Genomic DNA, 12,259 nt, shown 5'->3' on the forward strand with positions numbered 1-12,259 from the left:
GGCGGCGGAGAAGGATCGACACACGCTAGGTTCCGAGCATGTCGGAAACGGTCGCTGAGGAGCGGCATGCCACCTGGCTCGAGCTCTTCTTCGATCTGGTGGTCGTGGCCGCCGTCGCCCAGCTGGCCCACCTGCTGCACGGCGAACCGGACGGGCAGCTGCTGCTGATCTTCGCGGTGCTCTACTACGCGATGTGGAGCGTCTGGACCGGCTTCACCCTGTACGCGAACGTGGCGGCCACCCGGACACGGCTGCTCACCATGCTGGCCGCAATGTTCGGCATCGCGGTGATGGCCGCGTCGATTCCGCAGCTCACCGAGCACGACCGGCCGCAGCCGTTCATCGTCGCCTACGTCGCCTGCCGGATGCTCGCGATCGCGTCCTGGAAACGGTCCGCCGAAGTGATGACCGAATGGCCCGGCGTGCACCAGGCAGTCGGCCTGATCCCGTGGATCGCCTCGCTCGGTTTCGACGCGCCGATCCGGTACTGGCTGTGGCTGGCCGGCATCGTCTTCGACCTCGGGTACACCGTGCTCGCGTCCCGCTCACCGGAACGGCTGCTCGCCGAGGAACGCCGTGAGTACGAACGGGAGCAGCAGGGGTGGGTGGCCCGGCTGAGCCGACGGTTCGGCGCGAAAGTGGTAGCCGATCCGGAGCCAAGAGCGGTCACTGCCGACCGGCCGCACCTGGGTGAACGGCTCGGGCTGTTCGTCATCATCGTGCTCGGCGAGGCGGTCGCGCAGCTGGTGAACGAGGCCGCCGGAGTCGAGGTGTGGTCCTACCGGAGCTGGCTGCTGGTGGTGACCGGTTTCGGCCTGCTGGTCTCGCTGTGGTGGCTGACCCTGCAGAACGGGTCGACGGCGGCACCGGTCTCCGGCGCCTGGACCCGGGCGCTGCGGTTGACCATGCCGGCGCACTACCTGACCACTGCGGCGATCGTGGCCATCGCAGCCGGAGTGGGTGGGCTGGCGGCCGGCGAGAGCGAGCACACCGGACCGGTCGGCCGGTGGATCCTGTGCGGCGGGGCAGCGGTGTACTTCCTGGTCGGAGGGCCGCTCGGGGTCTCCGGCGCGGCTCGGCGGTGGAGCCTCGGGTGGGCGCTGCCGTCGGTGACCGGGGCGGTGCTGCTGGGGGCATTCGGCGCTCCTCTCGCGGGGTGGGTACTGGTGGCGGGCCTCCTCGCGCTGGCTCTGTGGCAGGTCTCGTACCGCCAGCACGCCGGCAGCTGACCTTCAGAAGGTCTCGGGATAGGCGTACAGCTCGGCCAGGCGGCGACGGGATGCTTCGAGGCGGTCGGCGAGGACCGCCAGGAAGCGGGCGTTGAGGTCGCGGCCGAGTTCGGGCTCGCCCGCGATCATGTCGCGGATCCGGACGGCGTCGAACTCGATGGCATGGATGTCCTCGGCGACCAGGGCACCGAAGCGCCACCGGTAGGGCGCCATCAGCCACGACCAGCCGATGACCGCACCGGGGCGCAGCCGCTCGACGACGATGTCGCCGCGGCCCGGGACCGCCATGTCCAACACCACGACACCGGCATTGAGCAGCCAGAACTTGTTCGCCGGGTCGCCCGCCGAGAACAGCCGGTGCCGGCTGGGGCGGAACACCGGACGTCCGTGGACGGACCACCGGTGCAGCCAGTCGGATGGCAGGTCCTCGGCGAACGGGTGCAACGCCAACTGATCAAAAACGCTCAACGCCGTCATGACGCCTCCCTGGGCTCGCCTCTCACGCTAGGAGTGGCAGGGCCCGCCGGGCAGGAGCGGAAGTCCTCCTCTCACCGTCGCTTCGTCCCGGCCCACACTAGTCTGAGACTTGACTATTCGCAAGTTCGTACTACTCTGATGGGACGCGACACGGGAGGGCGCATGACGAAGGCAGCAGAGCAGCCAGATCTGGAACCAGGATGGGTGCGGGCCACGCTGGAGCTGGCGGTGCTCGCCGTGCTGGCCGAGAGCGACCGGCACGGGTATGCCGTCGCCCAGCGCCTCGGCGAGCAGGGGCTCGGCCCGGTGAAGGGCGGCGTGCTCTACCCGGTGCTCAACCGGATGGAGATCGAGGCGGTGGTCAGCTCCAGCTGGCACGCCGGCCAGGCCGGTCCGGGCAAGAAGGTCTACGCGATCACCGAGGACGGCCGGCTCCGGCTCGCCGGGCAGCGGGCGTCCTGGCACCGCTTCACCTCCACGTTCGACCAGTTCCTGCAGCAGACAACGGGGCAATGATGAAGACCTTCGACCGCTGGGAGTTCCGCGCCCGCATCGCCCTGGGCGACCGCGGCATCGAGTACCACGAGGCCAGCCCGCTGATCGACGACGCCCGGGCGCACGTCGAGGAGAGCGGCACGGACCCGTGGCAGGCCCTGGGCTCGCCAGAGGAATTCGCCGAGGAGGTCGCCGCTGCCCGCCCGGCCGCCCAGGCCCGGCGGGACACCCAGGGGCGGACTTCCGCGGACCACCTCAGCAACGGCCTGTTCCTGCTGGCGGTCAACGGGGTGCCGGCGTCTCTGGTGGCGATCGGGGTGAGCGGCCTGATGCTGCCGCTCACCGTGTCCGGCACGCTCGGCACTGTCCTGCTCGTGGCCACCATGCTGGTCCTCGTCGCAGCTCCCGGCGCACTCCGGGCCGCCGGTCGGCCGCGGCTGGCGAATGGGAGCTTCGCGGCCGCTGCCATGCTGTTCGTCGCCACAGTCGCCGCCTTCGCCTGGCTCCCCCGCGAGCGTTTCGGGGCGATCCCCACTCTGGTGCCGCTGGTCGTATCGCTCGCTTTGTGCTGGTTGCTGACCCGGCCGGCCCGAGCCCCGAAACAGGCCACCGGCCACCAGGCGGTGTCCGGGGCCGGGCCGGCAGACCCCGCACGGTCGGGCAGTTCGGCGGACACGGCCGGGCCGGCGGAACCGGAAGCCTGGTTCGCGCGGTTGCACGGCCTGCTCGCCGGCCGGTTCGATGTGCCCGCTGACCGTGCTACCGACCTTGTCGAGCAGGCGTGAGCCCACGTCACGGCGGCCGGCACCACGCCACGGGAGGAGTTCCCGTCCCTTGCCGAATATGCCCGGGACCTCGCCGAGCAGGAGCCTGAGCGCCGGGCCGCGTGGTGGCGACGTCCGGCTGCGGCGCGGGCGGCGCGGTTCGCTGTCCTCTTGTGGCTCGCCGTCTACACGGTCTCGGCCGCCATCGACGGCGTGTGGTGGCAGACGATCACCGGCACTATCACCCTGGCGTGTCTCGCTCTGGCCTTCCGGGAGAGCCTGTTCGGCACCGGCTCCCGCGCCACCCAGCCCGGCCCCAGCCAGCCCGACAGCGAGGAGGCACGAGGCACGATCTAATCCGGACACCTCGCACCCCGGACCCAACGCGGACCCCGGGCCCGAGCCGAGCGACCCGCGGCCCCGACCCGGACCCGGGTGATCAGGGGAGCCCGGCGGGGAAGAACCAGCCAGCGAGAGGATCGGGGGTTTCTACCGCGACCGCCCACGGACGTCGCCCCGGAGGGCTTCGCGTCATGGACGCGCCAGCGGCCAGCGAAGCCCGGAGGGGTCCCGGCGGGAGCGACGATCTGTACACCAGCGGACGCACGACATCATGAATTTGATCTTCAAGCGGCGCCGGACCGCAGCGATCTTGCGCCAGACCGACGGGAGCACGTGACCGTCACCTTCGGGTGAACCGGACCGCGAGGATCACCATCACCAGGATCGCGGCGGCGTCCAGCACGAGCAGCGCGCCGCGCGGCCCCAGGAACAGACCGACGAACGGCAGGGCGAGGAATGCCAGCACACAGACCACCGAGACGGCCGGAAACGCGCGGCCACCAGTGCCGGAGCGCATACGACGCGCGAAGGCCGGGTCGGTGGAGCACAGGCGACGCTCGATGTCCGCGAGCACGCGGCTGTCCTGCTCTTCCAGCATGCATCCCCCTGACCGACAAAAGAGGAATAGCCGATCTGGCACGAATTGAAGCGTTAGAAGCCTATAACAGAGGGTGAGCAGTAGTTCTCCGTATGCGCAGCCGAGGAGCTTGGATGACCACCGTCGCCCCGAGGCCGACACCCGTTCGGCCACATCCGGTACGCCGACAGGTGAGGGGTTCCGCATTCGCCCGGACCCTGCGAACCACCGATGCGAAGCAGATCGGGATCATGTACCTGATCACTTCGATCGTCTTCTACATGGTCGGCGGGATCATGGCGCTGCTGATGCGCGCCGAGTTGGCCCGACCCGGCATGCAGATGCTGTCGCCGGAGCAGTTCAACCAGCTGTTCACCATGCACGGCACGGCCATGCTGCTGTTCTTCGCAACGCCGATCGTGTTCGCGTTCGGCAACTTCGTCGTCCCGATCCAGATCGGCGCGCCGGACGTGGCGTTCCCCCGGCTGAACGCGTTCGCCTACTGGCTCTACCTGTTCGGCACGATCATCGCGATGAGCGGCTTCCTCACCCCGGGCGGCGCGGCCGACTTCGGCTGGTTCGCCTACACGCCGCTGAGCGACTCGCTGCACTCGCCGGGCATCGGCGGGAACTGCTGGGTGGTCGGGCTGGCCATCGGTGGTCTCGGCACGATCCTCGGCTCGGTCAACCTGATCACCACGATCCTGACCCTGCGCGCTCCCGGCATGACCATGTTCCGAATGCCGATCATGTGCTGGAACATGCTGGTCACCGCGCTGCTGGCGATCATGGTCTTCCCGTTCCTGGCGGCCGCGCTCTTCGCTCTGGCTGCCGACCGGGTGCTCGGCGCGCACGTCTTCGACGTGAACACCGGCGGGCCGATGCTGTGGCAGCACCTGTTCTGGTTCTTCGGCCATCCCGAGGTCTACATCATCGCGTTGCCGTTCTTCGGCATCATCACCGAGGTCATCCCGGTGTTCAGCCGCAAACCGCTCTTCGGGTACAAGGGTCTGGTCGCCGCGACGCTCGGCATCGCGGCGCTGTCGATGAGCGTGTGGGCACACCACATGTACGCGACCGGTCAGGTGCTGCTGCCGTTCTTCAGCTTCCTCACCTTCATGATCGGCGTGCCGACCGGCATGAAGTTCTTCACCTGGATCGGCACCATGTGGCGCGGCCAGATCAGCTTCGAGACGCCGATGGTGTGGGCGGTCGGCTTCCTGGTCACGTTCCTGTTCGGTGGCCTGTCCGGCATCGTGCTCGCCTCGCCGCCGATGGACTTCCACGTCTCCGACTCGTACTTCGTGGTGGCGCACTTCCACTACGTGCTGTTCGGGACGATCGTGTTCGCGGTCTTCGCGGGCATCTACTTCTGGTTCCCGAAGATGTTCGGCCGGATGCTCGACGAACGCCTCGGCAAGATCCACTTCTGGCTGACGTTCATCGGTTTCCACACCACGTTCCTGGTCCAGCACTGGGTCGGCACCCAGGGCATGCCGCGGCGCTACGCCGACTACCTGCCCAGCGACGGCTTCACCACGCTGAACACGATCTCCACCATCGGCTCGTTCATCCTGGGCCTGGCCACGCTGCCGTTCCTCTACAACGTGTGGCGCACGTACAAGTTCGGCAAGGTCACCACCGCTGATGACCCGTGGGGTTATGGCAACTCGCTGGAATGGGCGACCAGCAGCCCGCCGCCGCTGCGGAACTTCGACACGATGCCGCGGATCCGGTCCGAGCGGCCCGCTTTCGACCTGAAGTTCCCGCATCTCGCCGCTGGCGAGCAGTCGCTGGCCGGGCCGCCGGAGGGCGGCGCGCGGCCGCTGACCAGGGAGTCCGACGGAGGGGCGAGCTATTCCGAGGACATCGCTTCGGATCGGGACCGCAAGAAGAAAAAGCGCTAGATCGTACGATGAGAGGACCTGCCCACTCGCCTCCTGGCGGTGGGCAGGTCCTTTTTGCTGAAGGCCGGTGGTCGTTGCCGCCCGACCTGCTTGTCAACAGATGGTGACGGGCAGGATCGGCGTCGAGACCTCCTCGTTGCCATCAGTCCCGTTGAACAGCACCCGCACGCCCCCATACGACGGCTTGACCCGCCAGCGATACGTCCCGCCGGAGTGCGAGAGCAGCGGCTTGACCCCGGCCACCTCCGCCCACGACCAGGTCGCACCGGTGGAGCGGTAGAGCAGATCGTTCTCGATCATGTACTCGGCGCCGAGGCTGCCGATGATGTCCGGAACCCGGTAGCCGGTGGCACCGTTCGCGTCGGTGTCGATGAAGACGTGCCGGTATGCGTAGGTGACGCTGAAGGTCGCCGTGAATCTCACCGCGGTGCTGGTCGAACAGGCGGCGTAGGCGGTGATCGGCCCGGCCTTCGACGGGGCGGTGGCTGGACCGGAGGCCGCGGAGGCCGGGAGTGCGGTCGCCGCGGACCGGCGCGAGGGCATCGTGCCGGCGTTCTCCCCGGCCGGAGCAGGGCCTTCCGATGACGCGGCGGGCGAGGGCGGGAGCACCACCGGGAAGCTCTCCGCGAGCGGGGCGGAAACGGCGGGCGCGCCGGCGCTCAGCAAACGAACAGCAAACAGCGCACCACCGGCGAGCAGCGCGAACACTCCCACGGTGACGATCAGCCCTCGGCCGCGGCGCCGTTTCGGGGCGTCCGACTTCGAGGCGCCTGGCTTCGAGGTGCCTGGATTCAGAGCGCCCGACCTCGGGGTGCCTGACCTCGGAGTGACGACCGGACTCGCCGGGACGGCAGCCGGCACCCCGATCACGCCTGACTGCCGAGCCGGGAAGATCCGGCGCAACGCGGCCGCGCGATCGTCCGCATACTCCGCGCCGTCTCCGGCCTCCCGCTCCCGATCCGCCGCGCCCGAGCCCACCCGTACTCCTCATTGCCTTAGATGTTCATCAATGTCCGCGCGGCACCATACACCGGTTGTCGCACCCGGCAGGGCACGACCCGTCGAATCGCTTCGACGGGCCGCGGGCGCGACGCCGGAAGGCGTGATCCGGATCGGTCAGGCGAAGGCGGCGATCTTCTCCGGGGTGACGATCCAGAGGATCCGCTCGATGCCGTCCGCCGAGACCACCATCGTGATCACGCCCTCCAGGACACCGTTGCGGCGCAGCACCGCTGCGGGCCCGCCGTTCGCCGTCACCCAGCTGACCTCGACATCCACCCAGTACCAGCCGGACAGCGCGGTGAAGAACTTCGCCACCCGCTCCGCGCCGACCACCGGGCGACGCGCGACCCGGACCGCGCCGTTGCCGTCCGAGACACTCGCCACGTCGGCCGCGAAGAGCCGTTCCAAAGCGGTCATGTCACCGGTCCGGGCCGCGACGATGAACCGGGCGAGCAGGTCCTTCTGCGCCTGCGGCGCGACCGGCGTGCGCCGCTCCCCCGCGACATGTTTGCGGGCGCGACTGACCAGCTGACGGACCGCGGGTTCGGTCGACTGCAGGATCTCGGCGATCTGACCGTACGGATAATCGAACGCCTCCCGGAGCACATACGCGGCGCGTTCGCTGGGGGTCAGCCGCTCCATCAGCAGCAGCGCCGCGAACTCCAGAGCCTCGCCCCGCTCCGCACCGAGGTAGGGATCCGCGCTGGTGTCGACGGGTTCGGGCAGCCACGGGCCGATGTACGTCTCGCGCCGCACCCGCGCGGACTGCAACACGTTGATCGCCATCCGGGTAGTGGTGGTCGCCAGGAACGCGGCCGGGTTCGTGACAGTGCTCCGGTCATACCCCTGCCAGCGCAGCCACACGTCCTGCACCAGGTCCTCGGCCTCGCCGGCGCTGCTCAGCATCCGGTAGGCGATCCCGAACAGCCGCGGCCGCACCCCGGTGAAGATCCGCGCGGCCTCCTCCAGATCGTCCGCGGTCCGCGCCGTCGACTCCGTCACCGCTGGCCCCCATCCGCTTTGTCCGACCGCTCATCGTGTGCCGATAGTGCCGTTTCGCGCAGCCTTCCGAGGCGACGGTCACAGACCAAACCCATTTTCCGGTACGACGTGAGCCGCGCCCGGAGCGGATGATGGGCGGGTGCAGAGCCTTCCCGAGGTGCATTTCGCGCGGACCGACGACGACGTGACGATCGGTTATCAGATCTTCGGGAACGGGCCGGTGCTGGTGTGGATGCCGTCGCTGAGCAACATTCTCGCGCAGTGGCGGATCCCGGCGCTGCGATCGGCGTACCTCGAACTGGCCCGCCACCTGACCGTGGTCCTCTACGACGGCCGGGGCATGGGCACTTCCGATCGGCGGATCGACCTCGGCGACCTCGGTGTCGACGCGCACCTGCGGGACCTGCACGCCGTCCTGGACGCCGCGGGCATCGCCCGGGCGTCCCTGCTCGGGTACTACCACTCGGTCACGACCGCGATCGCTTTCGCCGCGCGATCGCCCGGCCGGGTGGACCGGATGGTCCTGTTCGGCGGGGCGCCGCGGCTGCGCGAGGCGATGCGCCCGGCGCAGACCCAGGCGTTGTTGTCCCTGGTGGAGCAGGACTGGGGGTTGTTCGCCGACGCCGCCGCGACAGCCTGGCTGGGCTGGGACGCGGCACCGTCCGGGCGGTGGGTGGCCGAGGCGTTCCGGACCGCGACGACGGCGCCGGTGGCCAAGGCGTGGTTCGGCGCCGCGGAACGGATCGACGTGAGCGACGAGGTCGGCCTGGTCCGGGCGCCGGCCCTGGTCCTGCACCGGCAAGGGGATCAGCAGATTCCGGTGGAGGTCTTCCGGCGGCTGGCCGAGCGGTTGCCGGACGCGCGGCTGGTGGAGTTGCCCGGATCGACACCGACCCTGTTCATCGAGGATGCCGCGGCTGATCTGCGGCTGGTCACCGGGTTCGTAGGTGGCGGGGTCGTGGGCCGGCCGGCGGTCGTCGCGGATGTTCTGACGCCACGGGAGCGCGAGGTGCTCGCGTTGCTGGCGGCCGGGGACGCCAATCTGGAGATCGCCCGGCGGCTGGGGATCGCGGTGCACACGGTCGAACGGCATCTGGCCAATCTGTATCGGAAGATCGGCGCGCGGGGGCGGACCGATGCGGTGGCTTATGCGATACGGCGATCGCGGGGGTGATCCGGGTGTGTCGTCGTGGCTTCCCGCGTGGCCTCCGCCGGCTTCCAGCGTGCCGTCCAGCGTGGCTTTCGTCGGTTTCCGCGTGTTATCCGGCGTGACTTTCGCCGGTTTCCGCGTGGCGTCCGGCAGGGCTTTCGCCGGTTTCCACGTAACGCCCGGCAGGGCTTTCGCCGGTTTCCACGTGACGCCCGGCATGGCTTTCGTCGGTTTCCGCATGGAGTCCCGCATGGCTTCGGCATGGCGGGTTTCCGTTATGCCGGGTGGTGGATCGCCGGGACGCGCTCGCGGCTGCCCGGCGCGCAGGATCGAGGTATGACGACCTCGGTTCCCGCTAACACCTCCTGGCGTTTCGCCCGGGCCACCGCGCCTGCCGTCCGGGTCCTGGCCGGGCGGCGCTGGTTCCCGGCGTGGGCGGTGGTGCACCATCGCGGCCGCGTCTCCGGCCGGGCATTGTCCGTGCCGGTCGCGGTCACACCTACCCCGGACGGTTTTGTCATCAACCTGCCGTGGGGCGCGCACACGAACTGGGTTCGCAACGTCGTCACCGCGGGCGGGTGCACGATCCGCTGGAAGGGCGTCGAGCACCGGTTCGACGGGCCCCGGATCGTCGACGCGGTGGCCGCCCGGCCATACTACTCGCGCTTCGCCTGGACGATCGCCCGGAAACTGTTCCCGGCGGACGCCTGGCTCGTACTGCATCGGGTTGGCACCATCGTGAGGTGACCTTCACCATCGGCGACGGGTACGCGGCGTATCACGGCCCGATGGGTGACGGCGGGCTCGATTGCCACGCCGCGTTCCAGATCGTCATCGCCTCCCGGCCCCTGGACGTCGCGGTCTCGCCGCCGGACATCGCGTTGTGGTCCCTGGACCTCCCGCTCCCGTCTCTGGACCTCGCGGGCCGGTCCCCCGAGGTCGCGGCACGGTCCTTGGACCTCACGGCTCGGCGCCCGGACCTCACGGCTCGGTTTCCGTCGGCGGAGGTGACGGGTGAGAGCGACCACGGGATCGTAGAAGCGGACAGGTGCCAGCGCTGGGGTGAAAGCGATCTCGCTCATACCGAGCAGTCTCGATGGCATCCCGACGCCGGGTCTTGAACCGAGCGCTCGCCGTTCCCGATCTGTGCTCGTCGCCTTACGGCCCGGCGGCGCTATCGGTGCGGCAGGTCGCGGTGCCGGCCGGTGCCGGTGCCGGCCGGTGCCGGTGTCGGTGCCGGTCACGTGCCCACGGTGACCAACCCCGTCTCGTAGGCGACGATCACCAACTGGGCTCGGTCGCGGACGTCGAGTTTCGCGAGGATTCGGCCCACGTGGGTCTTCACGGTGGCCAGGCTCAGCGCGAGGTGGTCAGCGATCTCGGAATTCGACATGCCGCGGCCCACAAGCGTGAGAACCTCACGCTCACGGTCGGTCACGCCGTCCAGCCGGCGCGGGATCGGCCGTTCCGGCTGGGGCCGTCGCGCGAACTCCGCGATCAGCCGCTGAGTCACCGATGGGGACAGCAACGCCTCCCCACCCGCGACGACCCGGATCCCTCTCAACAGTTCGGCTGGCGGGGTGTCCTTGACGAGGAAGCCGCTCGCGCCCGCCCGGAGCGAGGCATACACATACTCATCGAGGCCGAACGTGCTCAAGATCAGCACGCGCACCTCGGCCAGCGCCGGATCGCCGCAGATCTGGCGGGTGGCCTCGATCCCGTCCAGCTCCGGCATCCGAATGTCCATCAACACGACATCAGGCTTGGACTCGCCCGCCAGGCGGACTGCCTCGGCGCCCGTCCCGGCCTCTCCCACGGTGCGGCAGTCGTCGCTGCTGTCGACCAGCACGTGGAAACTGCCACGCAGCAACGCCTGGTCATCCGCGATCAGCACCCGGATCACGCCACCACACCACCCGTCGCCGAATCGATCCGGGGAACCGGCCAGCCCGTCGTGCGTCTCGCACCGGTCATACGTCGCCTCCTGATGGCGGGCCATCGACCGGCAGCAACGCGGTCACGGAGAAACCACCACCGTCACGTGGCCCGGCTCTGAAAGTCCCCCCGTGCAATGCCACTCTCTCGCGCATCCCGATGAGACCGTGCCCGGTCCTCGTCGCGCCGGGCGGGCGCGTCCCGTCGTCGATCACCTCGATCTGCACGGTGGTGACGCCGACCACCACGGTGACCTGGCATTGGGCGGGCGCAGCGTGCTTGACCACATTGGTCACCGACTCCTGCACGATCCGGTACACCGCCAGCTGGACCGACTCCGGCATCCACGCGTTCGCGGGACCTTCCGGACGATCGACAGTGAGCGTCACACGGGCACCACTCGACGACGCCATCGCCACGAGCGCCGGCAGGTCGTCGAGGCCGGGCATGGGCGCATAAGGGGTGTCGTCCCGCAGCGTGTCCAGCATCTTGTGCACCTCGAGCATCGCGGCCCGGCCGGTCTTCTCGATGACCTGAAGCGCGTCGCGGGCCTCGGCCGGATCCCGCTCGGCCACATGATTGCCGATCGAGGCCTTCACCACGATGAGCGTCATCGTGTGGGCGATGATGTCGTGCAGCTCGCGGGCCAGCCGGAGTCGTTCCTGGATCGCAGCCTCCCGTCGCACCTGCTCGCTGCGCTGCGCGTTCTGCGCGCGCCGCTCGCCGATCGCGAACCCGAGGATGGCGGGCGGCGCGACGACCAAGCCCCCGAAGAGCACCGACATGAACATCGACGGCGCGTCCGGCCCGGGATCCTCGTGCCCGGCGAGGAGCATCGGACCGACCAGGCTGAGGCTCAGCAGGAATGAGCAGGCCGCCTCGATCACGAAGGCCCGGCGATCGCGGGCTGCGGCGCCGAAGGTGTAGAAGGCCAGGACCAGTGCGCAGGCCGGGCCGGGTGCCGCGAAGGCGGGGATGACTTCGAGCCCCAGGGCGATCGAGGAAGCGACGGTGACTGTGATCGCGACCAGGTAGGGCCAGCGCCGGCGGACCGCGATCGGAAGCCCGATCAGCAGAGCGGTGAGCAATGAGGCCCAGCCCGGCTCCGCCGGCAGTCCGTCCTTCGGTGTCTCGGCCGCGGCCAGCAAGCAGATCAGCGTGACGACCCCCGCCGTGACCGTGTCGAGCGCGAAGAGCTCGGTCGGGCGGAGGCGCCTGATCAGCTGGGTCGCGTCCATGCGCAGAACGGTAATCGGTGGGATCGATGGGCGCGTCGGCCTGGGAGCCGTCATCCCCAGGGATGACGAACCGGCCGTTCCCGGCGCCACGTACCACTGTGGGTCGAACGTGAAGTGTCCATCCCGGTCCGATGTGCTGCC

14 protein-coding genes are annotated in these 12,259 nt (G+C 69.5%); 8 read left to right on the forward strand and 6 right to left on the reverse strand.

Going from position 1 to position 12,259, the window contains the following annotated elements:
* Positions 1-38 precede the first annotated feature (38 nt).
* Positions 39-1,229 carry a low temperature requirement protein A gene (locus tag ADL15_RS48790; protein ID WP_067707616.1) on the forward strand — a complete coding sequence of 397 codons (1,191 nt, stop codon included), beginning with the start codon at positions 39-41 and terminating at the stop codon, positions 1,227-1,229.
* 3 nt (positions 1,230-1,232) lie between these two features.
* Here the strand turns inward: ADL15_RS48790 and ADL15_RS48795 are convergent, their stop codons facing one another.
* Positions 1,233-1,706, reverse strand: a complete 474-nt coding sequence (locus ADL15_RS48795; protein WP_067707623.1) for a Crp/Fnr family transcriptional regulator — start codon at positions 1,704-1,706, stop codon at positions 1,233-1,235.
* A 162-nt stretch (positions 1,707-1,868) separates the two neighbouring features.
* On the opposite strand from ADL15_RS48795, the gene ADL15_RS48800 reads away from it, so the two are divergent.
* From ADL15_RS48800 to ADL15_RS48810, 3 genes are all read left to right on the forward strand, one after another.
* The gene (locus tag ADL15_RS48800) at positions 1,869-2,222 is read left to right on the forward strand and encodes a PadR family transcriptional regulator (RefSeq protein WP_067707625.1); all 354 of its coding nucleotides are present in this window, start codon (positions 1,869-1,871) and stop codon (positions 2,220-2,222) included.
* The gene (locus ADL15_RS48805) at positions 2,219-2,986 is read left to right on the forward strand and encodes a hypothetical protein (RefSeq protein WP_157442084.1); all 768 of its coding nucleotides are present in this window, start codon (positions 2,219-2,221) and stop codon (positions 2,984-2,986) included. Before ADL15_RS48800 ends, ADL15_RS48805 begins: the two co-directional genes overlap by 4 nt.
* A gap of 150 nt (positions 2,987-3,136) precedes the next feature.
* Positions 3,137-3,322, forward strand: coding sequence for a hypothetical protein (locus tag ADL15_RS48810; RefSeq protein WP_067707630.1), 186 nt, complete (start codon positions 3,137-3,139; stop codon positions 3,320-3,322).
* A gap of 325 nt (positions 3,323-3,647) precedes the next feature.
* Here the strand turns inward: ADL15_RS48810 and ADL15_RS54840 are convergent, their stop codons facing one another.
* The gene (locus ADL15_RS54840; protein ID WP_067707632.1) at positions 3,648-3,905 is read right to left on the reverse strand and encodes a DUF3040 domain-containing protein; all 258 of its coding nucleotides are present in this window, start codon (positions 3,903-3,905) and stop codon (positions 3,648-3,650) included.
* 113 nt (positions 3,906-4,018) lie between these two features.
* On the opposite strand from ADL15_RS54840, the gene ctaD reads away from it, so the two are divergent.
* Entirely contained in the window at positions 4,019-5,791 is a 1,773-nt protein-coding gene (gene ctaD, locus ADL15_RS48820; RefSeq protein ID WP_067707634.1) for an aa3-type cytochrome oxidase subunit I, read from the forward strand.
* Between the two features lie 93 nt (positions 5,792-5,884).
* Here ctaD and ADL15_RS48825 read toward each other — a convergent pair whose 3' ends face one another.
* Positions 5,885-6,505, reverse strand: a complete 621-nt coding sequence (locus tag ADL15_RS48825) for a hypothetical protein (protein WP_157442085.1) — start codon at positions 6,503-6,505, stop codon at positions 5,885-5,887.
* Positions 6,506-6,907: 402 nt separating this feature from the next.
* Complete coding sequence (locus ADL15_RS48830) at positions 6,908-7,795, reverse strand: RNA polymerase sigma-70 factor (RefSeq protein WP_067707642.1); 888 nt, start codon at positions 7,793-7,795, stop codon at positions 6,908-6,910.
* Positions 7,796-7,934: 139 nt separating this feature from the next.
* Here ADL15_RS48830 and ADL15_RS48835 point away from each other — a divergent pair, with 139 nt between their 5' ends.
* From ADL15_RS48835 to ADL15_RS48845, 3 genes are all read left to right on the forward strand, one after another.
* Positions 7,935-8,969, forward strand: coding sequence for an alpha/beta fold hydrolase (locus ADL15_RS48835; RefSeq protein ID WP_067707647.1), 1,035 nt, complete (start codon positions 7,935-7,937; stop codon positions 8,967-8,969).
* Between the two features lie 312 nt (positions 8,970-9,281).
* Entirely contained in the window at positions 9,282-9,692 is a 411-nt protein-coding gene (locus tag ADL15_RS48840; RefSeq protein ID WP_067707648.1) for a PNPOx family protein, read from the forward strand.
* Entirely contained in the window at positions 9,689-10,066 is a 378-nt protein-coding gene (locus ADL15_RS48845; RefSeq protein WP_067707650.1) for a hypothetical protein, read from the forward strand. The genes ADL15_RS48840 and ADL15_RS48845 overlap by 4 nt, the downstream gene beginning before the upstream one ends.
* 119 nt (positions 10,067-10,185) lie before the next feature.
* On the opposite strand, the gene ADL15_RS48850 is transcribed toward ADL15_RS48845, so the two are convergent.
* Positions 10,186-10,848: a response regulator gene (locus ADL15_RS48850; RefSeq protein WP_067707762.1), complete on the reverse strand. Its 663-nt coding sequence runs from the start codon at positions 10,846-10,848 to the stop codon at positions 10,186-10,188.
* 67 nt (positions 10,849-10,915) lie between these two features.
* On the reverse strand, positions 10,916-12,208 hold the full coding sequence (locus ADL15_RS48855) for a sensor histidine kinase (protein ID WP_232345093.1): 1,293 nt from the start codon (positions 12,206-12,208) through the stop codon (positions 10,916-10,918).
* Between the last annotated feature and the right edge of the window lie 51 nt (positions 12,209-12,259).

The organism is Actinoplanes awajinensis subsp. mycoplanecinus (assembly GCF_001509495.1).
In the GTDB taxonomy this organism is placed as follows: Bacteria; Actinomycetota; Actinomycetes; order Mycobacteriales; family Micromonosporaceae; genus Actinoplanes; species Actinoplanes palleronii.

What these genes read in the sequence shown, in the direction of transcription:
- ADL15_RS48805 (WP_157442084.1), top strand. Translation starts at nt 2,219, where the DNA reads ATGATGAAGACCTTCGACCGCTGGGAGTTCCGCGCCCGCATCGCCCTG.
- ADL15_RS54840 (WP_067707632.1), bottom strand. Translation starts at nt 3,905, where the DNA reads ATGCTGGAAGAGCAGGACAGCCGCGTGCTCGCGGACATCGAGCGTCGC.
- ADL15_RS48800 (WP_067707625.1), top strand. Translation starts at nt 1,869, where the DNA reads ATGACGAAGGCAGCAGAGCAGCCAGATCTGGAACCAGGATGGGTGCGG.
- ADL15_RS48840 (WP_067707648.1), top strand. Translation starts at nt 9,282, where the DNA reads ATGACGACCTCGGTTCCCGCTAACACCTCCTGGCGTTTCGCCCGGGCC.
- ADL15_RS48790 (WP_067707616.1), top strand. Translation starts at nt 39, where the DNA reads ATGTCGGAAACGGTCGCTGAGGAGCGGCATGCCACCTGGCTCGAGCTC.
- ctaD (WP_067707634.1), top strand. Translation starts at nt 4,019, where the DNA reads ATGACCACCGTCGCCCCGAGGCCGACACCCGTTCGGCCACATCCGGTA.
- ADL15_RS48795 (WP_067707623.1), bottom strand. Translation starts at nt 1,706, where the DNA reads ATGACGGCGTTGAGCGTTTTTGATCAGTTGGCGTTGCACCCGTTCGCC.